Source organism: bacterium (genome assembly GCA_035419245.1).
Lineage (GTDB): Bacteria > Zhuqueibacterota > Zhuqueibacteria > Residuimicrobiales > Residuimicrobiaceae > JAKPUX01.
Genome location: DAOLSP010000016.1, coordinates 16,076 through 37,360, shown reverse-complemented (window position 1 = coordinate 37,360; position 21,285 = coordinate 16,076). Strand labels below are relative to the sequence as shown.

General features: G+C 59.3%; 20 protein-coding genes. 17 read left to right on the top strand and 3 right to left on the bottom strand.

The annotated features are described in order from the left end of the window. Nucleotides 1-130: 130 nt before the first annotated feature. A complete protein-coding gene (locus tag PLH32_14800; GenBank protein ID HQJ65880.1) occupies nucleotides 131-1,573 on the bottom strand; it encodes an outer membrane protein transport protein in 1,443 nt (480 codons plus the stop codon). Nucleotides 1,574-1,818: 245 nt separating this feature from the next. Here PLH32_14800 and PLH32_14795 point away from each other — a divergent pair, with 245 nt between their 5' ends. From PLH32_14795 to PLH32_14775, 5 genes are all read left to right on the top strand, one after another. Further along, on the top strand, nucleotides 1,819-2,400 hold the full coding sequence (locus PLH32_14795; protein ID HQJ65879.1) for a TetR/AcrR family transcriptional regulator: 582 nt from the start codon (nucleotides 1,819-1,821) through the stop codon (nucleotides 2,398-2,400). Nucleotides 2,401-2,569: 169 nt separating this feature from the next. After that, on the top strand, nucleotides 2,570-3,322 hold the full coding sequence (locus PLH32_14790) for an electron transfer flavoprotein subunit beta/FixA family protein (protein HQJ65878.1): 753 nt from the start codon (nucleotides 2,570-2,572) through the stop codon (nucleotides 3,320-3,322). A 14-nt stretch (nucleotides 3,323-3,336) separates the two neighbouring features. Beyond that, a complete protein-coding gene (locus PLH32_14785) occupies nucleotides 3,337-4,314 on the top strand; it encodes an electron transfer flavoprotein subunit alpha/FixB family protein (protein HQJ65877.1) in 978 nt (325 codons plus the stop codon). Nucleotides 4,315-4,380: 66 nt separating this feature from the next. Further along, nucleotides 4,381-6,369 (top strand): heterodisulfide reductase-related iron-sulfur binding cluster, encoded by a 1,989-nt coding sequence (locus PLH32_14780; protein ID HQJ65876.1) that lies wholly within the window; start codon nucleotides 4,381-4,383, stop codon nucleotides 6,367-6,369. 187 nt (nucleotides 6,370-6,556) lie between these two features. Then, a complete protein-coding gene (locus PLH32_14775; protein ID HQJ65875.1) occupies nucleotides 6,557-7,336 on the top strand; it encodes a hypothetical protein in 780 nt (259 codons plus the stop codon). Nucleotides 7,337-7,346: 10 nt separating this feature from the next. On the opposite strand, the gene PLH32_14770 is transcribed toward PLH32_14775, so the two are convergent. Both PLH32_14770 and PLH32_14765 read right to left on the bottom strand, forming a co-directional pair. After that, complete coding sequence (locus PLH32_14770; GenBank protein ID HQJ65874.1) at nucleotides 7,347-7,502, bottom strand: hypothetical protein; 156 nt, start codon at nucleotides 7,500-7,502, stop codon at nucleotides 7,347-7,349. Nucleotides 7,503-7,553: 51 nt separating this feature from the next. Beyond that, on the bottom strand, nucleotides 7,554-7,805 hold the full coding sequence (locus PLH32_14765; protein HQJ65873.1) for a hypothetical protein: 252 nt from the start codon (nucleotides 7,803-7,805) through the stop codon (nucleotides 7,554-7,556). Between the two features lie 8 nt (nucleotides 7,806-7,813). On the opposite strand from PLH32_14765, the gene PLH32_14760 reads away from it, so the two are divergent. From PLH32_14760 to PLH32_14705, 12 genes are all read left to right on the top strand, one after another. Continuing rightward, nucleotides 7,814-9,886, top strand: coding sequence for a molybdopterin-dependent oxidoreductase (locus PLH32_14760; protein ID HQJ65872.1), 2,073 nt, complete (start codon nucleotides 7,814-7,816; stop codon nucleotides 9,884-9,886). Next, nucleotides 9,886-10,938 carry a 4Fe-4S dicluster domain-containing protein gene (locus PLH32_14755; protein HQJ65871.1) on the top strand — a complete coding sequence of 351 codons (1,053 nt, stop codon included), beginning with the start codon at nucleotides 9,886-9,888 and terminating at the stop codon, nucleotides 10,936-10,938. Before PLH32_14760 ends, PLH32_14755 begins: the two co-directional genes overlap by 1 nt. 4 nt (nucleotides 10,939-10,942) lie before the next feature. Continuing rightward, complete coding sequence (locus PLH32_14750; protein ID HQJ65870.1) at nucleotides 10,943-11,767, top strand: FAD/NAD(P)-binding protein; 825 nt, start codon at nucleotides 10,943-10,945, stop codon at nucleotides 11,765-11,767. Continuing rightward, on the top strand, nucleotides 11,764-12,351 hold the full coding sequence (locus PLH32_14745) for a hydrogenase maturation protease (protein HQJ65869.1): 588 nt from the start codon (nucleotides 11,764-11,766) through the stop codon (nucleotides 12,349-12,351). Before PLH32_14750 ends, PLH32_14745 begins: the two co-directional genes overlap by 4 nt. Then, nucleotides 12,351-13,805 (top strand): hydrogenase 4 subunit D, encoded by a 1,455-nt coding sequence (locus PLH32_14740; protein HQJ65868.1) that lies wholly within the window; start codon nucleotides 12,351-12,353, stop codon nucleotides 13,803-13,805. Before PLH32_14745 ends, PLH32_14740 begins: the two co-directional genes overlap by 1 nt. 38 nt (nucleotides 13,806-13,843) lie before the next feature. Beyond that, a complete protein-coding gene (locus PLH32_14735; GenBank protein ID HQJ65867.1) occupies nucleotides 13,844-15,904 on the top strand; it encodes a proton-conducting transporter membrane subunit in 2,061 nt (686 codons plus the stop codon). 22 nt (nucleotides 15,905-15,926) lie between these two features. Continuing rightward, nucleotides 15,927-16,637, top strand: a complete 711-nt coding sequence (locus PLH32_14730; GenBank protein HQJ65866.1) for an NADH-quinone oxidoreductase subunit C — start codon at nucleotides 15,927-15,929, stop codon at nucleotides 16,635-16,637. A gap of 150 nt (nucleotides 16,638-16,787) precedes the next feature. Continuing rightward, nucleotides 16,788-17,621 (top strand): hypothetical protein, encoded by an 834-nt coding sequence (locus PLH32_14725; protein HQJ65865.1) that lies wholly within the window; start codon nucleotides 16,788-16,790, stop codon nucleotides 17,619-17,621. After that, nucleotides 17,618-18,520 carry an NADH-quinone oxidoreductase subunit H gene (locus PLH32_14720; GenBank protein HQJ65864.1) on the top strand — a complete coding sequence of 301 codons (903 nt, stop codon included), beginning with the start codon at nucleotides 17,618-17,620 and terminating at the stop codon, nucleotides 18,518-18,520. Before PLH32_14725 ends, PLH32_14720 begins: the two co-directional genes overlap by 4 nt. 27 nt (nucleotides 18,521-18,547) lie before the next feature. Beyond that, entirely contained in the window at nucleotides 18,548-19,039 is a 492-nt protein-coding gene (locus PLH32_14715; protein HQJ65863.1) for a 4Fe-4S binding protein, read from the top strand. Beyond that, complete coding sequence (locus tag PLH32_14710) at nucleotides 19,036-19,704, top strand: NADH-quinone oxidoreductase subunit K (protein HQJ65862.1); 669 nt, start codon at nucleotides 19,036-19,038, stop codon at nucleotides 19,702-19,704. Before PLH32_14715 ends, PLH32_14710 begins: the two co-directional genes overlap by 4 nt. A gap of 10 nt (nucleotides 19,705-19,714) precedes the next feature. Further along, nucleotides 19,715-21,220: a proton-conducting transporter membrane subunit gene (locus tag PLH32_14705; GenBank protein HQJ65861.1), complete on the top strand. Its 1,506-nt coding sequence runs from the start codon at nucleotides 19,715-19,717 to the stop codon at nucleotides 21,218-21,220. Nucleotides 21,221-21,285: the final 65 nt, after the last annotated feature.

Sequence of the window (21,285 nt, the reverse complement as noted above, 5' to 3'; positions counted from 1 at the left end):
CAGGATAACACTCGTATAACCAGGGAGTCGCGGGCTTTTATTTCAAAAAAAAGGAGACTCTCTTGCGAGAGTCTCCCGATTATCGGAGCGGCCAGCGTCGCTTTCAGTCGAACGCGGGGTGCAGCCGGCTCTAGAAATTATAATCCAGACCGACCATCAGGTTGTTGACCTTCATGGAATAGACGCCACCGATGTTCTCATAGGGCGGAGCCGCAGGATTCCACTCGACAGTTACGTCCTTGATGAACATGTGCTCATACATCAAACCGGCTTCGAAGGGGCCGATCGGCAGGCCGAAGCCCAGAATGATCACATTGCGGCGATTGATATCGGGGATGGTGGGATTCATGGTCTCGGGCACCGCCGCGCGGGGCTCGCTGTAGAAGGCGGCGCGCACCTTGGCGTTGGCCGGGGGAAGCACGGTGTATTCGAGGGCCAGACCGGCGCGGATGCCGTCTTTCCAGTTCTCTTTCAGCTCATTAACCTTGTTGCCCTTGGTATCCTTGATTTCGATGACATCCCAGGAGGACCACTGGGTCAGGGCGATGTCGCCGGAGACGAGCAGATTCTTGACGCCGGTCCAGGCAAAGCCGATACCCGCATTCAACGGCAGGGGCAGATCCGCCTTGACATCCGTCTTGGGGATCGCGGTCGCCTTGACGCCCGAGTAGGCGCCGAGCAACTGCTGGTACTGGGCGGTGGTGATCATGCTCTTGGAAAGGAGGAAGTCCAGGGTGGGTTTGACATTACCCGGATCCTTGGCGTAATACGTATCGGCGCTGAGGGTGCCATCCAGACTGATGTCATTGTACCATTTCATCGAGGCGCCCAGGGTCAAGGTCTCCACCGGCTTGAACTGCACACCGAGAGCGGCGCCAACGCCCATACCATTGCCTTCAAGCAGACCTTCGGAAAGGAACTGGTCGAAGGGGGCGGCGGCGGAGGTGCCAAGGGCAGCCTTCAGGGCGGCGTAGGCCGGGTTGTAGGTGACCGGATTGGGGGTGAAATTGGGCTTGCGGATCGAGATGTCTGCATAGAGCAGGGTCAGACCGATGCCAGCGGAGAGCTGATCGCTCAGTTTGTAGGCGAAAGTCGGCTGCAGTGCCAGCACCTTGAGGTTATCTTCCCACTCGAAGGTGGGATAGTTGTTGTTGTAAACGCTGGTGTTGAGCAGATCCCATTTGGCCCCGAGACCGAAGGGAGCCCAGAACCCGATGCCATAGGCCATCTTCTCGTTGCTGCTGTAAATGCCAAAGGCCGGCATCACAAAGGTCTTGTCCTCGTTGTTGACCTCAGAAGCGGACATGCCGCTGAACAGAGCGCCGTTGATGGCTGTGGAAGTGTAACCCGATAACGGTTTGATGAACTCGAGGCTGACGCCAGCCTTGAGGCCTTTGCTCCAGACCAGTCCGGCCGGATTCCAGAACATGCCGCTCCAGTCGTTGCTGATTGCGCGGTAATTGCCGCCCATGCTGGTGCTGCGCACACCGACGCCGGTCAGATCCACACCGGCGGCAAAAAGGCTGCTGGCAACAAGCATCAGGGTGACGATCACGGTACATACTCTTTTCATGCTTCCCTCCTCAGGAAAGTTGACGGTTCGAATCGGTGTCATTCGACGGATTTGCAGACGAAAAATGAATTTACTTCATATAGTTTACTTAAAAAAAGAAATATTGTCAATAGAAAAGTGAATATCATTCACTTTATTCGCAAAGCGCAATAATCTGATTGATTTTGCAGGCTTTTTTATCTATATTAAATGAATTTATCAAATGGCTCTGCCACGGCTGGGCCGGGGCTGAAGTGAGGTCAGAGATGAACACGGGTAAACGAGAAAGAATCCTGCAGGCCGCTATCAGCGTTTTCGCCGAGCGCGGTTTTTATAACGCTAAAATGGAGGATATCGCCCGCGCGGCCGGCGTGGCGGTGGGCACAACCTACCTCTATTTTGAGAACAAGGATGACTTGATGATCTCGATCTTCGAAGAGGAGATGGCCCCGATCATCAAGCGCATGCGGGAGGCCATGGCCGCCCAGTCGACCGCGACAGAAAAACTGGCCGCCTTCATCCGGTCCCATCTCCAGTTCGTTGAGCGCAATCCCGACATGGCCCATCTGCTGGAGGTGGAGGTGCGTTTCTGCAGCAAGTTTATCCTCGGGTATCAGGGCAGCAGTTTCAAGGAATATCTCGATCTCATTGCGGCTGCCCTGGTCGAAGGGCAAATCACCGGGGAGTTCGATCCGGCGATTCACCCAACGGTTTTCAAGCAGCTGGTCTTCGGGGCTGTCGATCAGATGGCCACGGCCTATACCATTTCACGGAGCAAGGGGTTCCGCCTTTCCAGTCATGCCGAAGAGATTACGGCGGTGTTCCTCAACGGCATCCGCAAAAAATGAATATGATTCAAAAATCTGTTGCATTTGTCCCGCCTTTTTCTAAATTAATAAGGCGTGAAGGGACCGACCGGCACAACGCCGGTCGTTTTTTATATGTGCCCGTTGACCCAAGCGCCCGCTGCAGAGTGCATCAGGGCGTACCGGGCCATGACGAAAGGAGAAGCAGAAGGTGAAGATCCTGGTGCTCATCAAGCAGGTGCCGGATACCGAAGCCCTGATCAAACCCGCCGCCGATGGCAAAAGTATTGCCGAGACCGGCATCAAGTATATCCTCAATCCCTATGACGAATACGCCCTGGAAGAGGCCCTGCGCATCAAGGAGGCTTATCCCGGCACCACGGTGCTTGCAGTCACCCTTGGACCCGCCCGCAGCGCCGAGGCCTTGCGCAGCGCTGCCGCCATGGGTGCCGACGAGGTGCTGCTCCTCAAGGCGGACAGTGTGCCCTCCGATGGCCTGGCCACCGCCCGGGCGCTCGCAACCGCACTGGCCAGTCATTCCCCTGATCTGATCCTGACGGGCAAGGAGGCCATCGATGACGGAAACATGCAGGTCGGCCCGATGGTGGCCGAACTCCTCAACCTTCCTTGTCTTACCGTAGTCACGCGGTTAACCCTGACGGGCGGCATGCTGACCGCCGAGTGTGAAGCCGACACGGGAACCATGGTCTTTCAGGCACCTTTGCCTGCGGTGATCACCTGCCAAAAGGGGCTGAACGAACCCCGTTACCCCTCGATCCGCGGCAAGATGGCCGCCATGAAAATGGTGATACCCGAACGATCAATTACGCTGGAATCCGGCCAGATACGCATCACCCGTCTGCTTCAGCCGCCGGTGCGTTCCGGAGGGAAAAAGGTTGGCGAAGGCCCTGCCGTCGTGCCGGAGCTGGTCCGCCTGCTCCATTCCGAAGCCAAGGTACTTTAAACGGGAGCCTCACGATGTCGATGATTTTAGCCGTAGCTGAAATACAGGAGGGGCATCTGCGCAAGGTGAGCCGCGAGGTTGTCACCCAGGCGCGGCTGCTCGCAGACGCTGCAAAGGGTAAGGTAACCGCCCTGGTGATTGCCGCCCCTGGGGCTGCCGGAGAGGCTGCCACCCTGGGCAGCTTCGGCGCCGACCAGGTGCTGCTGGCAGAGGAAGAGCGGCTGGAAGCCTATAACGGAACGATATACCGCAACCTCGTGGTGGCGGCGATCAAGCAGACTTCTGCGGCGGTGGTACTCTTTCCTGCCACCTCGATCGGACGCGATCTCTCGCCGCGGGTCGCTGCCGCTACAGGCGCGGCCCTGGCGAGTGACTGCACTGGACTGGCATGGCAGGAGGGTGGCGTCGAGGTGCAAAAACCGCTCTATGCCGGCAAGGTTATCGCGGAGATGGCGCTTTCTGGGCCGCTCCAGATGGTCACGCTGCGCCCCAACCTCTTTCCGGCGCAGGAAGTTCGTCCCGGGCAGAGCGCCGTTGTGGTGCCGCTCGTCCTGCCAGACTGGTCCAGCCCGGTGGCCCTTCAGGAGGTGCGCAAGCGCGACACCAGCCGCCTGGATGTCAGCGATGCGGCGATCGTTCTGACCGGGGGACGCGGTATGCGCGGCCCTGAGCATTTCAAAATCCTCGAAGAGATCGCCGGCATGCTGGATGGGGCGGTTGGGGCCACGCGCGCGGTGGTCGATGCAGGTTGGCGGCCTCACAGTGAACAGGTGGGGCAGACCGGTAAGGTGGTCTCGCCTGATCTGTATCTTATGTGCGGCGCTTCCGGTTCGATCCAGCACTGGGCGGGAATGTCCGGTTCAAAATGCATCGTCGCCATCAACAAGGATCCCAATGCCCCGATCATGCAGCGCGCCGATTACAGCGTCGTCGGGGATCTTTTCGAGATCCTTCCCCTTTTAAAGGAAGAACTCGCCCGGCTGCGCGGCTGAGGCGGCAGCGGTACGCTCATGGCTGGGGGGTTGCACTTTTCGGCATTCTACGCGTGGGAGGTAATCGTGCTCAACTGGAGCGGCAGAATCGCGTTGGTCCTCCTCATTCTGGCGGCGCTGGCCTGGTTCCTGTGGCAAATTGCGCTGAGGATTCGTCTGGTCCGTCTCGGCCGCCGGGAGCCGGTGCGCTGGGACCACCCCCTCGAGCGGCTGTTGTGGATGGCTGGACGGGTGGTGGTGCAAATCTGCGCGGTCAAGGATCGCCCCTTGACGGGCGTGCTGCACGCGCTGATTTTCTGGGGATTCCTCTTTTTCACCGTGGCTACCATCAATCATGTCGGCCAGGCCTTCACTCCCGGTTTTTCGATCCTCGGCCACAACTGGTTTGCCGACGCGTGGTTTCTTGGTGTGGACCTTGCCGCCCTCCTCACCCTGGCGGGTGTCCTGGGGCTGGCGGTTCGCCGTTATCTGCTCCGGCCCGCCGGCATCACCCTGCCCCAACCGATCTCGCGTTCCCCGCATAGCGCCATCGTTCTCTCCCTGATCGCGGGGCTGATGATCACTTACCTGCTTAATCAGGCCGCCGAGCAGCTCCTCAACGGGGCACCCCCTTTTGCCTGGATGCCGGTTTCCACCCGATTAGCCCCCCTGTTCGCCGGCTTGTCGGCCGACGCCCTTGGCGTGTGGAACAGCCTTTTGTGGTGGTCGCACCTCCTTATGGTGCTCGGCTTTCTGGTCTTCATCCCGGGGTCCAAGCATCTACACCTCCTCTCCGGACCGGTCAACCTCTTTTTCCGCAGCCGTGAGCCAATCGGCACCCTGCAGCCCATCGATTTCGAAAAGAGCGAACAATTCGGTGCTGCAACCCTGCCGCACTATCCCTGGAAGAACATCAGCGACTTTTTCTCCTGCATCGACTGCGGCCGCTGCCAGGATGTCTGCCCGGCTTTTGCCACTGGAAAGGCGCTCTCACCAAAGGTGGTGATGATGAGCCAGCGAAAATACGCCCTCACCGAGGCGCAGCGCTTGCTGGCAGGCGTGGAGCCCTCCGCACCGATACTGGGGAGCGCACTCAGCGATGCGGAGATCTGGGCCTGTACCACGTGCGGGGCCTGCATGGAGGTCTGCCCGGTGCGCAACGAACACATCCCCGCCCTTGTCGATCTTCGCCGCAACCGGGTGATGATGGAAAGCACCTTTCCCCAAGAGTTGCAGACGGCCTTCCGCGGCCTCGAAACCAACGGTAATCCCTGGAACGCCGGAAGCGGCAGCCGCATGGAGTGGGCCGAGGGATTGAATGTGCCGGTGATGGCCGCCGCGGGGGAGGTCGACTATCTCTGGTTTGTCGGCTGCGCCGGTGCCTTCGATGAGCGGGCCAGGGCGGTTTCGCGCAGCTTGGCAGCCGTTCTGAACCATGCCGGCGTCCGTTATGGGGTGCTCGGCCTGGAGGAAAAATGCTGCGGTGATCCGGCCCGGCGCGCTGGTAATGAGTATCTCTTCCAGACCATGGCCATGGAGAACATTCAGATCTTGCAGCAGTACCAATTCAAGATCCTTCTGACCTCCTGTCCGCATGGGATGCATCTTTTTGGCGAGGAGTATGCCCGGCTGGGCGCGCGGTATGAGGTGGTGCACCACACCACCCTCATCCAGCAGCTGCTGACGGAGGGTAGAATCCGCTTGAATGGGGAAAGCGGCCAGTCCGTTACCTGGCATGACTCGTGCTACCTCGGCCGCTATCATGCCCTATACGACGCGCCGCGTGCGGTCTTGGCCCGGCTGAACGGGGCGCCGCCCGTGGAGATGGCGCACAGCCGAGCGCAGAGTTTTTGCTGCGGCGGCGGTGGTGCGCGGATGTTCATGGAGGAGAGCGAAGGGACGCGCATCAACCACCACCGTATTGGGGAGGCCGCTGAAAACGGCGCCGCTATCGTCGCGAGCGGCTGCCCCTTCTGCCTGGCGATGCTGGATGACGGGATCAAGGAGAAGGGATGGACTGAAAAACTGCTGGCGCGTGATCTCGCCCAGCTGGTGGCTGAACGCCTAGCTGATTAAACCGGAGAACCCGAAAAGGGCTGTCGCTTGAGGCAGCCCTTTTGTTATGGATGGCCTGTTTTTTGCACGCTTTCCACCACAATCCTGCTGACGGCCTAGCCGGCTGCGGCAAATCTTATCATCCGGCGCGGAAACAGGAGCCCCGCGCCCCATCCTGTGGCACCGCTGCCACACCAGAGAGGAGCTTATGAAGTCCTTGGCCTGCCAGCTTGCTTACCTTTGTCTCATTACCGCCGTGAGCGGGCTGCAAGCCCAGCCCGCCGATCATCACCGCCTGTTCTATGCGCATCCCCTCACTTCAGCGACGCCGCGCGACAAAGAGACGATCCGCAATCTGGACGGTGTGTTCGATGCGGAACGCGGCTGGCATGCAACGCAAACGACCAGTCAGTTGCAGATCCTGCTCTCTCAATCCCTTCCCCTCGAGGGCACCCTGGCGGTAAAGGTGACCAATTTTAACCCGGCGATCCAGTGGGTGGATGACTTGAAACTGCATGTCATCAACCTTTATTCCCGCCTCTATCCCAACAACAAAGACATTTTTGACACCGACGGTGCCTGGATCCAGATTCGCACCGGCAGCGGCTATTCGGCCGGCAGCGGCATGGCCGGTTTCAAGGTGCTCGCGGCGGCGCGCGGTATCAGCTCCCGTAATGAATTCACTTGCCTCGAGGACTACATCTGGAAGCTGGGACGCATCTATGAGTTTCGCATCGCATGGACGCGCTCGAAGGTCTATGTAGCCCTCGACAATGCCTGGCTGACCACCCTGAACTTTTCAGGGCAGATCGAACCCTTTAACTATATTCTGCTGGGAAGAGATAATCTCATTTACGGATACTGCGCGCAGGTCGACCCCTGGTATTTTGATTTGCGCGTCTATGAGAAGGGGGAGGAACCGGATACGATGCCGCCCGCGGCGCCGCTCCGTGTCAGGGTGCAGCCACTCGCGGGCGTGCCAATTTAGGAGGGAGGAGTCAACAACCTCCGCGGCCGTTTTCAAATCCGACGATGAAGCGTTCTTCGAATAGATAATGGGCGTAATCGATTACGATCGATCCATACATGCGGGCGATCTGGGCGATGCGGTCATCCCAGGTGATGGTCGCCTCAGCCACCCGCAGCTCATTCACGGCGCCCTCTTTTTTCTTTTCAACCTCGACCAGGCTGAGTTTCGGACCACCTCAACCAAAGCCTCCGATGATAAGCTGATAAAGACGCGGCTTCTCCGCTGTTAGTTTGCCCATCGCCTTCTCAGCTTGCTCAGTGAGTCTAACCATTTCCTGCTTCTCTCTCATTTCGTCACTATTTACGGGATAATCGTTTAATTTTAACGAAAAAACCTCTCTTAAGCAAGTAGTTTTACCTTCTTTTCTCGTCCCGCCAATAAGATTCGGCGAAAAAAAAGAAAAAGTACTTGATATAATCATCTGCATTCTTTAAAATGAATCATCCCCACATCTCTGGTTTGAATGGACCTGGCGATCCTTTGAAGAGGAGCTGGCTGTTGAAAGTTCAAACGACGTGCCCCTTTTGCGGATGTGGTTGTGGAATGCTCCTGGAAGTTAATCAAGGCGTGGTTCTCGCCTCTGCGCCGCAAAAGTCCCATCCTGTCAGCCGTGGAACCCTATGCATTAAAGGGTGGAACGGTCACCAAATCATCCATCACCCCCGACGTCTCACCCAACCCCTGATCAAGAACAACGGCAGGCTCGCACCGGTCTCCTGGAAAAAAGCCCTCGCTTTCGCAGTCCAAAAGATCGCTGCGCTCCAGGATACGCACGGTCGTGCGAGCCTGGGCGTGGTGGGATCAGTCAAGACGACCAATGAAGCCGCCTATCTGCTGGGCAGGTTGGCCCGCTCGGTATTGCAGACCCCCCATCTGGATATCCCGGTACGGTACGATCATGCGCCTTCCTTGCGCGTCCTGAAAGAGCAAAGCGGCTATGGCTGTGCCACCGCAGCGCTGGCCGACATCGACAAGGCGGGGGCAATCCTGGTGATTGGCGCCGATGCTAAGGCGCAGCAGGCGCGTGCCGGCTCCCTGTTGCTGCAGGCGGCAAAACGCGGCGTTCCCGTAGTGGAGATCGATCCACGCCGCCACGAGCACAGCCGGTTTTTCCGCCTTTACCTCCAGCTGCACCCGGGTACCGACCTCGCGCTCATCAATGGAGTGATCCGCGTCATCCTCGCGGAGGGTTGGCAAGCCCCCGGTATCACCGGATTGGCCCGGCTTCGCGAGGACGGCCTCGAGCGATTCACACCGGACTATGTCGAGAGCGTCTGCGGTATCCCCCACGACAAAGTGATGGAGGCCGCTGCAGTGATCGGGAAAGCGTCTTCGCTGCTGATCCTCTTCGGCAGCGGCATTACGCAGCAGGCCAACGGCACAGCCAACATCCGCGCCCTCTGGAACCTCGCTCTCCTGACCGGCAGCCTTGGCCGTGAAGGGGGTGGAATCCTGCCGCTTCTGGGCAGTAACAACAGCCAGGGTGCAGTTGATAGCGGTCTGATGAGCGAGTGGGGACCAGGTCAACGGGATCTGCGGGAGCCGGCCGCCCGGCGAGCGCTCGAATCCGCCTGGGGTGCCCCGCTGCCCACCGGGCCGGGGCTGACGCTCCAAGAGATGCTGAATCATGCCGGCGGAGCGATCCGCGGTCTCTATGTGACCGGCGAGAACCTTTTATGGAGCGCACCCGACAGTCACGCTGCCGCAGCCGCTTTAGACAAGCTCGATTTTCTTATGGTGCAGGATTGTTTCCTGACCGAAACCGCCGCCCAGGCGGATGTCGTGCTACCAGCCGCCACCTTCGCCGAACAGGAGGGCACCTATACGAGCCTTGAACGGCGCATTCAGCGGGTTCGTCCGGCCATCGCCCCGCTGGGCAACTCCCGAACCGATCTGGAGATCACCCAGATGCTGGCTGACGCCCTGGGCGCTACCTGGCCGGTCCAGACTCCGGAAGAGGTGTTTATGGAGATGCAGACGCTCATTCCCTGCTACGGAGGCATCTCCTGGAACGCACTTGGCCAACCCGGGGGTCTCATCTGGCCGGCGCACAAGGACGATGAAAACTGCCGGCTCTATCGCAAATTGCTGGGCGAACGGCAGGGCGCCTTCACCGAAGTAACCGCCGGCGCACCCTTCGGGGAAGAACCCGATGACGACTTTCCCTTCACTCTCTTCACCGGGCGCCCACTCTTCCACCGCCGCAGCGGCACTCTCGTCACCCGCAGCTTCACCCTGGACAAGGAGGATCCAGTAGCGACGGTGGAAGTGAACACGGATGATGCCAAGGACTTTAAATTGCGCAGCGGCTGGACTGTGCGAATTAAAACCCGCCGCGGTGAGGTGCGCCGCAGTGTCGTCGTCACCCGCGACGTGCCGCGCCACACGCTCTTTTTGCCGATTCACCACAAGGATGGTCTGACCCAATCCCTGATGCCTTCCACGCTGGAACCGGAATCCGGTATTCCGCAGATGAAGTTATGCGCCGCAAAATTGGAGATGGTTTGATGCAGGATGGAACCCGGGTAGTCGTCAGCAAACAAGCCTTTCTCGAAATCCTTTCGCAATGCATGAAAAAAAAGACCGTCATCGGCCCGACCAAATTAGCCGATGGCAGCGTGACGTTCGAACCGTTGCGCTCACTCAGGAAGTTGACCTTCGACTACGTCAATGACCTGGATCCCCTCAAACGATTCTTCATGCCCCAGCGTGAGGAACTCTTCGCTTACGACCTCACCGATGACAAACCGCGCCTGATGCCGCCACCGGCCGTCAAGCCGCGCATTCTATTCGGCATCCGCTCCTGCGACGTGCAGGGGCTGGCCCACATGGACGGCTTCTTCCGCGGGGCTTTTGACGATACCCTTTACAGTGCACGGCGCCAGAACACTCTGATCATCAGCCTGGCCTGCAACCAGCCGAACGAGAGCTGTTTCTGCATTTGCTGCAACGGCGGCCCCTGGTTGGAGAGCGGGTTTGACCTGCAGCTGACCGATCTGGGCAGCGAGTTTTTCATCGATATCGGCTCTCCGGCTGGCCGCAGCTTCCTCCAGGAGTGGGCGATGCCTGCCAGCAAAGCGCAAAGACGGCATGAGGACCGGCGACGGGAGCTGATGGAGGCCTGCGACCGGCAGATGCTGCCCACAGCCTATCTCGCCAAGGCCTGCATCCAGATCACCAACAACCGCGTTCGCGAGGAGCTGTGGGAAGAGATGGGCGCTGAGTGTTTCAGCTGCGGCGGATGTACCCACGTCTGTCCATGCTGCACCTGCTTCGATGTCGTGGATTGCCCACAGAATGCCCGACAGGGCACGCGCATCCGCTGCTGGGATTCGTGCCAATATGCCGGTTTCACCCGGGAGGCATCGGGGCATAATCCCCGTCTCCGGGCCAAGGAACGGGTCAAACGCCGTTTTTACCACAAACTGAGCTACCCTTACATTCAACAGGATGGTCACCCTGGTTGTGTCGGCTGCGGCCGCTGTATCACCGTCTGCGAGGCTTTCGGCCTCCTCGATATCAGTGCGGTGGTGAAACGGCTGCGAAGGGATGGACAGTAAGACTATGGAAAATATCTATCTGCCAGATCTCGCTGTTGTCGACAAAATCACCGATGAGACCAGCGACATCAAGACCTTTACCCTTTCCTTCGCCTCCCGGACGCTGAAACATTCTTTCAGCTTCAAACCGGGCCAATTTGTCGAGGCTTCCATCTTTGGGGCGGGGGAAGCCCCCTTCGGCTTTGCCTCAAATCCCAATCGGCCGCAGCAGTTCGACATCACCGTGCGCGCTATTGGCGCCGTAACCCGGGCCATGCATCAGCTCACGCCAGGCGCCTATCTGGGCATCCGCGGCCCGCTCGGGAACTGCTTCCCCCTCGAAGAGGTAAAGGGACAGGACATTCTCTTCGTTGCTGGCGGCATCGGCTTGCCGCCGCTCAAGTCGCTGATCGAGCCGATGCTCGACTGTCGTAAAGAGTTCGGCCAGTTCTTCATTCTTTACGGCGCGCGCACCCCCGCGGATCGGGTCTACAAGCCCTTGCTGCAGGCGTGGAGCGAAAGGCAGGATATCACCTTCCTGCAGACGGTCGATACACCCGATCCGGGATGGAACGGCCCGGTCGGTGTAGTCACAACTCTTTTTGAGAAAATCCATCTGGATGTCAACCGGACGGTCGCCTTCACCTGCGGGCCGCCGGTGATGATCCGCTTCGTCATTCAGGAGCTTTTAGCCAAGGGATTTGCCGAAGACCGCATCATCTCGACCCTCGAGCGCTATATGAAATGCGGCGTGGGCAAGTGCGGACATTGTGCTATTGGTCACAAGTACATTTGCGTGGATGGCCCTGTCTTTTCATGGCGTCAGATCAAACGGTTGCCCGAACGATGAAGCCGCTGCGGCACAACCGCGACGCCTTGCGGGCACTTCGGAACCTGATCTTTGAAGCCGGAGACGGGCCGATGGTAGTCCTAGGCATCGGCAATCCGCACTATGGCGACGACGCCCTTGGCTGCGAGACTGCCAGGCTGCTGCAAGTGCTGGGTGCGCCGTATGCCCTGATTTGCAATGAAATGCCGGAGAATTACACCCTCGAGGTCAAGGCGTGCTATCCCGGGAGAATCCTTCTGGTCGATGCGGTCGATTTTTTCGCACCTCCCGGAGATTTGATCTATTTGCGCCGGCAGGAGTTACGTAGCGACCGTTTCAATACGCACAAGCCGGATCTCGGCCTGTTGATGCGTTATCTTGAATCTGAGACGGGCGCAAAAACGGCCCTGATCGGCATCCAGCCTAAGAATCGGGCTCTGCATGCACCGATCAGCCCGGAAGTGCATGAAAGTCTCAGCCATCTGGCCGCCTTGCTCGCAACGGCCGCACGCCTCGCGAACTCTGCGGAATCCCAGGCCGCTGGCGCGGCGGCCGCTCTGGACGGAAACCCCCTGGCCGCTCCATCAGAGAAGGAAAAAGCCTAATGCCCTGTGTGATCCTCTTGTTTCTGATGCCGCTTCTCGGCGCCATATTTTGCGCGCTCCTGCCCAAGAAACATGCAGACAGGATTGCAGTGGTTGCGGTCAGCGGCATGCTGCTCAGCCTGATCGGGTTACTGCTCGTCCGTCCGGCGGGAGTCTGGAATGTCATGCCCCTTCACTGGCGATGGCTCGAACCCTGGCTGAACAGCGGTGTATTCGGTTTCCTGCTGGATCCCCTCGCCTTGCTGCTTCTGCTGATCGTCGTGGTGCTCGGCTTTCTGGTCGTCCTGTACGGCACCGCCTATATCAGCCCCGGTAACCGGGAGCATGCCGGGGTAGAGGGCAAGATGCGGCATCATGCCTGGCTGCTGCTCTTCATTGCCGCCATGATCGGGGTCGCGCTCTCTCCGAATCTGCTTCAGCTCTATTTTTTCTGGGAGATGACGACCCTTTGTTCCTGGGCTTTGATTTCGCACTACCGTAATCCCGAATCGCTGCGAGCGGGCTTCAAGGCGCTGCTGATGACCTTCTCCGGCGGGCTCTTTTTCGCCCTGGGATTGATTCTGCTCTATGTCCATACCGGCAGCTTTGATTTCGATGCGCTCTCGGATCTCGCGCCCGGTATGCGGCTCTGGGTCTTTCTCTGTTTCGCCGTAGCCGCCTGGGCTAAATCGGCCCAATTTCCCTTTTTCACCTGGCTTCCCGATGCCATGGCGGCCCCGACCACGGTGAGCATGTTTCTGCATGCCGCGGCGATGGTCAAGGCGGGCGTTTTTCTCCTCGTCCGTCTTGCCCTGGCCAATCCCGATCTGCCCGGGCTGGCCGGCCTGATCGTCGCGGTGATGGCGGTGGTGACCATGCTCCTGGCGCTGTGGCTCTTTTTCTTCCAGGATGATCTCAAAAAGCTGCTCGCCTATTCGACCATCGCCCATCTCTCTTATGTATTGCTCGGGGTGGGGCTGGCCATCATGGGCAGCCGGCTGGGTGGTTACGCAGGCGCCATGCACATCATGAACCACAGTGTCGGCAAGGGGCTTTTGTTTCTCTGCGTTGGCGTGCTCAGCTACACCACAGGCAGCCGTAAAATTTCCGAATTGAGCGGCATCGCCAGGCAGCAGCCGCTGGTGGCGCTGGCCTTCATGGCCGGCATGCTGGCGATCCTCGGGATCCCGCCCTTTTCCGGATTCTGGAGCAAGTTCTATCTTTTGGTGGCAGCCATCAAGCTGGGGAGCGCTGTGGGCTGGCTGCTGCTGGTGCCTTTTCTGCTCGAAATCATCGTTGCTTTTGCCTGGTTCCTACACGTCGGTCATAAGGTATTCTTCGGGCCGGCTTCCAGCCGGGCGACGGCGGCGAGTGGTCTTCCCTGGCCCATGGCCGCTGCCCTGATCGTTCTGATGCTTCTCACCCTGATCGCTCCCTGGGTGGCCATGCAGCTGATGGGAGCCATGGGGCTCTGAGCCCGTCCGTCCCGTACTCGAATGCGAGGACCCGTCTCATGAATGTTTTCTTCTCCGCTCAAGGAATCTATTTGCTGGGGGCTGTAGCAGTCCTGTTGCTGGGCGGAAACCGCAAGCTCGCTGGGTGGTTGGCCTTCGGTGCCGCTGCCGCGGCCACTGTGCTGATCCTCGAGACGGTCGTCGCCGTCTTTCGCGACGGACCGCTCTCTAGCAGCCTGCCGCTGCTGCAGGTGCCGGGTTTGGGCGCAGCCCTCATTTTCCAGATCGATTATCTCGGTGCACTTTTTCTCGCCATCATTTCCATCGTCAGCCTCCTGGTCACACTCTATGCCCAACGCTTTATGCAGCTGGCCTGCTATAGTGCCCATTCCCTCAGGACCTTTTATGCCGTTTTGCTGTTGTTCTTTGCGGCGGTGCTGAGCGTTGTCGCGGTGGCCGATCTCTTTTTCTTCTTCGTCTTCTGGGAGATCATGACGCTGACCTCCTATCTGCTGGTCATTTACAGAAACGAGGACCGCACCCGACTGCGCGCAGGCTACAAGTATTTTCTCATTACCCACGTGGCGACGGCCTTCCTTTTTATCGGCGGCATAGTGCTGTACCGTTACTCTGGCTCTTTCTCCTTTTCGTTCCTCAGGATCGCCCTTGGGGAGATGCAGCTCAACCATCCCGGTCTGCTTCATTTTGTTCTGGCCTGTTTTTTCCTGGGTTTCGCCACCAAGGCCGGCATCTTGCCGATGGGTGACTGGCTTCCGGATGCCTATCCGGCTGCACCCGCTCCCGCCAGCGCCGCCTTCGCCGGATCGATGACCAAGCTGGGGATCTACGGCCTGGTACGGATTTTTTGCGGTTTGCTGCCCCTCTCCGGCCATACCCGGATCTGGGGGCTCATCATCGCCTGCTTTGGCGCCCTTTCCATTTTTGTCGGAACCATGACCGCCCTGGTGCAGGAGGATAGCAAACGGCTGCTCTCCTTCCATGTCATCGGTCAAATGGGCTATATGTTCCTCGCCATTGGCACCGGCCTCTTTTTCATCCAGAGCCAGCCGGTCATCGGCATGATCGGTCTGGGAGCCGGCATTTTTCATCTCATCAATCATGTCAGTTACAAGGCTTGCCTCTTTTTCAACGCCGGAGCGGTTTTTTACAAAACGGGCACCCGGGACATCAACTGCATCGGCGGCCTGGCGCGCATTCTGCCATTAACGGCGGCGGCCACGATCATCGCCTCTTTATCCATCGCCGGGATTCCGCCGTTCAGCGGCTTTGCCAGCAAATGGCTAATTTACCAGGCGACTCTTCGCGGCGGCTTCACCACGCCCATCTTCATTCTCCTGGGCCTGGTCGCCCTCTTCATCTCGGCGGTTACCTTGGCATCGTTCGTCAAGTTCTTCGGCGGGATCTTTTTCGGCAAATACGCCGATAACGGCAGCAAGGCTGCGGCCGGGGATGTGCCTTGGGCCATGCGCCTGCCCCAGCTCTTTCTCGCCGTACTCTGCATCCTTTTCGGTGTGCTGCCGCAGCTTCCGGTGGGTTGGGTCTATCGCTGCCTTGCCTTTCTCTTTCCACTCGGATCGGTGCCGACCGCCGCGCAGCTTTACGGCAGTGACCTTTTCAGCGGATTGACCTTACACGCCGCCGGCAGCGCCGCGGGATGGAATGCACTGCTGATGGTGATAGTCTTTGGTTTCTGCGCGTTACTCTCATGGGGGCTCTTCCGCGCCGGCGGAGCCAGGCAGCGCAAGACCGAGACCTGGTACTGCGGCGAGAAGATGGAGGAGGAGGAGAGCCGCTACCGCGCCCACAGTTTCTATCTGCCTTTCAAACAGGTATTCCGCATCCGTATCGGTAAATATGAAAGGCCCGGCGTCTATCCGACCTTCACCTGGCCCCGCAATCTGCTGGATAAGGGTGCAGGGCTCAACCGCTTGGCCGACCTCGACCGCTGGTTGTACCGGCCGTTGACCCGGCGCATCAATGATCTGTTTTTCCGTTTCAGCGCGAGCCACAGCGGTATCCCCCACGTCTATCTGCTCTGGCTGCTCGTGGGCGTAGCCTTGGCGGTGCTGATTCTTTTCAAGCTTTCACCCGGTATGTAGCGATAAGGAGGCCCTTTTGTCCATGACCGCAAGCGAAATGACCCGCCATCTCAAGACACAGTTTGGCAGCAGGATTCGCCGCGCTGAAACCCCCGTCCCCGATATGGTGCTGCTCCATGTGGATCGTACCGACAGTGTCGAGATCAACCGCTTTCTTTTCCACGAACTCTCCGGGCGGTTCGTCGTCGCTGTGGGAACCGATTATCGCGAAGGGACCGGCGGATATCTGGTAGACTATGTCTATTCGCTGGCACCGCACCACCTTTTCGTGACCCTCCGGCTGAGCTTGCCGGAAAAGGATCTATGGCTTGAGGCGATCACCGGGGAGGCGGACATCCCGGCCGCCAACTGGGCGGAGCGCGAGGTGCAGGACCTGCTGGGTATTCCGCTGCGCAATCATCCTGATCCCCGCCGTCTGGTCCTGGCCGATGACTGGCCGGCCGATCTGCACCCTTTGCGCCGGGATATGCCGCTGCAGACCTACCCGGACAAGGCGGAAGGTCAAACGCCTTCCTACGCGACGCCTCCGGCAGGGGCAACCGTGGTGCCCATCGGCCCCTTTTTCCCTGTGCTTGAAGAACCGGCCCAATTCCGTCTCTTCGTTGAGGGGGAGCGGGTAGTGGGCGGCGATTACCGCGGCTTTTACAACCACCGCGGTGTGGAAAAGATCGCTGACAGCCAGCTCAATTATAACCAGGTGCCGTTCCTCGCGGAACGGATCTGCGGTATATGAGGGTCGGTTCACAGTACGGCGTACTGTCAAGCAGTAGAAAAAGCAGCAGAAATTGAAGTACCGGCCCGCGGGCGTTTCATCCGCACCATCCTCCTCGAGCTGGAGCGCATCCAGAGCCATCTTCTCTGGCTCGGCATCGCCGGCCACATCATCGGTTTCGACACCGTGCTGATGCAAGCCTGGCGGATCCGCGAGCCGGTGATGTGGCTCTGTGAAAAGATCACCGGCAACCGCAAGCTGCTGGGGATGAATCTGATTGGCGGGGTCCGCCGGGATATCCCGCATGCGCTCCATGCCGAACTGCTCGAAATCCTCGCCCGCGTGGAAAAGGAGAGCGTTCGGGTACTGCAGGCGATTGCCGACGATACGACACTCAAAGCACGCTGCGAGCGAGTCGGCGTCATAAAGGCCAGGGATGTCATCGCCTTTTCCCTGCTAGGCCCGACGGCACGCGCCTCGGGCGTCGGCATCGACATCCGCGTTGACCATCCCTACGCCGCCTATCCGGAGCTGGGCTGCGAGGTGATGATCGAGGAGGGGTGCGATATCTGGTCGCGGGTGCTTGTGCGGTTGCGGGAAACGCTCGAAGCGATCCGCATCGTCCGCGATGCCCTGCGCATGATGCCGGAAGGACCGATTATCGCCGATATGCGTGAGCCGATCCCCCCGGGCCGCATCGGTCTTTCTTCAGTAGAGGCCCCGCGCGGCGAGACCCACCATTTCGTTATCACCGGAGAGGACCAGCGCCCCTACCGCTGGAAGGCGCGTGCGCCCACCTTCCAGAACCTTCAGGGAATACCCGTAATGGTGACGGGAGAATTCATCGCCGATGTGCCCATCGGCCTCGGCAGCATGGATCCCTGCTTCTCCTGCACGGAGCGGCTTGAAACGGTCGATATCCGCAGCGGCGAAGTTCGGACCTGGAGCAGGGAGGAACTGCGGACGCTGTACCGTCTGCGGCATGGCGTCAAGGAGCCGCTATGAATCTCTATCTGATGGCTTTGATTCAAGTTCTGCTGGTATTGCTGCTCGCTCCCTTGTTCGAAGGGGTAATGCGCAAACTGGTGGCGGTGGTCCATTCACGCATCGGACCGCCGCTGCATCAACCCTATCTGGATCTTCTCAAACTGCTGGGCAAGGAGGAACTGGTCACCTCGCCGCATGCCCTCTATCGCTATAGTGCTGTGCTGGGACTGGCGGCCATCCTGACAGCGGCGGTGCTCATCCCCGTCGGTATGCCGCCGCCCCTGCAAAATGCAGGCGATCTCGTCGTTTTCATATACCTTATCACCTTGGCAGCTGTGATGGTCGTGGTGAGCGGCCTGGCATCGGACAGCCCCTACGCCTCCATTGGTGCATCGCGCGAGGTAATGATGCTGCTCACGGTGGAGCCGGTCATCCTGATTGCCTTGATCAGCATGGCGGTCAAGGCGCAGTCAACCCAGTTCAGCGATATCATGGCCTGGCAGGCTTCGCATCCACCGGCGCTCTCAACCCTGCTCGCCGGCCTCACCCTCTTCATCGCCATCATTGCTCAGCTGGCGCGTTTGCCGTTTGATATCGTCGAAGCGGATCAGGAGATCATGGAGGGCCCCTTCATTGAACAAAGCGGCCCCAAGCTGGCCCTCTTCAAATGGATGTTTTATGCCAAGCAGTTCATCTTCGCTGCCGTCCTGATTTCGCTGTTTCTCCCCTGGCCGGTATTTTCATCGGCGCCGCTGAATCTGCTCCTGACGCTACTCAAGATGGTTGTCCTGCTGATCATCGTGGCGGTGGTTCATGTCGTCAATCCCCGTCTGCGTATCGACCAGGCGGTGCGTTTCTTTCTCATCCTCATCGTCATTGAACTGGCGGGTCTGGCTCTGGCGGTGGCTGGCTCCTAGGATCAAATCAAGGATTGAAGAGCATCTATGTTCAAATCCAAAATCAAGGAAGCCCAGATCTGCTTCGGCAATCTGCGCGTAACACTGCCCTATCCGTTCGGACCAGGGGCCGAGACCGGGGAGGGATTTCGCGGCAAGATCGACGTCGACGCCTCCCGATGTATCGGCTGCGGGGGCTGCGCCAACGTCTGCCCTTCGCGCCTGATCCGTTGTCATGATGAGGGCGATCAGACGCGGATGGAGTTTATCCTCGACCGTTGCACCTACTGTGGCCGTTGCGCGGAGGTCTGTCCCGAAGGAGCTATCACCATGACGCCGCTCTTTGAATCGGCCACTGATGACAAGACCGATCTTTACATCGAGCAGCAGCTCTTCATGCTCACCTGCAAACGCTGCGGTCGCTGTTTCGAAACCGAGAATGCCATCGACCGCATTCCGACGCGGCGGATGCGCCAGGGGCGTAATTATGTTGGCACCTCGATGCCGCATGGCGCCCCGGGGCGGAAGGAGGCCCCATGATCGCCGGTCAGACTCTGGTCACCTTGACCATGGCCATTCTTATGGCCTCGGTAGCGGCAGTGGAAATCCGCAAGCTGCGAATCGCGGCATGGGCCTATCTGACCCAGTCCCTGCTGATCTGCCTGCTCCTGATCACTTATGCCTGGCTGACTGCGAACGGGAGCCTCTATCTCTGGGCGGCGACCTGTCTGTTGACCAAGGGGATCATTATCCCCTGGCTGCTGCTGCGATATATCAAGCGGGTGCCGCAGATCGAACATAAACCCTTGCTGGGTTTCGCACTTTCCGTCATCCTGCTCGGTCTGATGATGGTCGCCCTTTACCGGATTTTCTACCGCACCATCTTTATCATGGCGCCTGTCCCGGCCCTCCTGGAAACGCAAGTGCGCAGTCTGCTGGCCGGCGCCTGCGTCGTTTTTTGCCTTGGCCTCTGGACCCTGCTCTCGCGCCGCGATGTGATCAAGACCGTCATCGGCCTGGGGTTGATGGAAAATGCCGTCCATCTCATCCTGCTCGCTCTGGCGCCGCAGCTCAAGGAGACCACGATGATCGGGATCCTGACCAACGTGGTGGCGGCGATATTCATCCTGCTCTACCTCAGCGCCGATATCTACCGGCTTTTTGGCTCCACCGACTCTGCACGGCTCTCCGAGCTCAAGCGATAATGAGGTGATCATGGCCCAGTCTGAATCCCTGCTTCCCCTGTTTCTGATTCTCTGGCCGTTATTCGGCGCGATCCTCATCCAGTTGTTCGGCCAGGAAAGACGCCAGCTGACCCGGGAGGGCATCGCCATCGCGGTGATGGGTGTGCAGCTGGCAGCCGCCATCGCCCAAAGCTGGTCTGTATTCAGTGGACTCCTTCTCATAACGGCGGGCAGCGGACTGCGGGTCGATGCGCTCAGCGCCTTGATGGGACTGCTCATCAACGGCATCACCCTTCTGGTCCTTATCCAGTCGGTGCGCTATATGCAAAAGGAGGAGGAGCACGGTTTCACCAGTCCGCGGCGATTGCGCCTCTACTATGCCCTGATCCTCATTTTCGCAGGCGCGATGAACTGGACGGTTACCACCAGCCATCTCATTCTGCTCTATGTGGCCATGGAGGCTTCTACCCTGGCGACCGCTCTGCTGGTCGCCTTTTACCGCAAGAAGGCTTCCCTAGAGGCTGGCTACAAATATGTGCTGCTGGTGATGGTCGGAATGACCTTTTCTCTGCTCGGCATGGTGATCCTCTTTGCTGCGGCGCAGCCCCTGCTCGGGAGCAAAGCCTTGCTCCTGAACCATATGGGCGAAGTGGCGCGGCTTATTCCCCGGAAGGCAGCGCTGCTCGGAGTGGCCTTCATGACCGTGGGTTTCGCCACCAAGGCAGGCCTGGTACCCTTCCACGCCTGGTTGCCGGACGCCCATTCCGAAGCGCCCTCTCCGGTCAGTGCCCTGCTCTCCGGGCTGATCATCAAACTGGGCGCTTATGCGCTCGCCCGCACCGTAACGATCTTTGCACCCGCATGGCACGGGATTCCCCTTTTCATCGCCATTCTGGCTTCCGCCAGTATGCTCATCGGCATCATCATGGCCCTGGTGCAGGACGATCTCAAACGCATGCTCGCTTTTTCAAGCGTCAGCCAGATCAGTTATGTCTTCATGGGACTGGGGTTGGGAAGTTATCTGGGCATCTACGGCGGGCTTTTTCATCTGGTCAATCACACCTTGATCAAGGCTCTGCTCTTCCTGAGCACCGGGGCGGTGATGTATGCAACCGGCGGCGTCCGGCGTATCTCGCAGCTGGGCGGGCTGGCAAAGACCATGCCGGTGACCTCCTTCTGCTTCTTCCTTGGCGCCCTGGCACTGGGCGGTTTGCCGCCGCTGAACGCCTTTTTAAGCAAGTTCACGCTGTTCATCGCCCTGGGTGAGGCCCGACTTTGGTGGGCTCTGGTCATCGCGATTCTGACAGGTTTGCTCACCCTGGCGTGCCTGGTGCGCGCCGCTTATATGGTCTTTTGGGCGCCGGCGGCTCTGCCGGAAGAGGCCGGGGGCCTTACGGCGCATGAGGTGCCCTTTCTGATGTATGTGAGCATGGCGGTGCTAGCAGGACTGTCGCTGCTGATCGGCCTCTTTCCGAACGTGCTCTACCCGCTTCTGGACAGCGCCACCAGAGCCGTGCTGGCCGTCTGGATAAATTGACCGGGTGAGCGCAAGATAGGCAGAGTTGCTTGACAGCGCCACCAGAACAGTACCGGCCGGCTGGA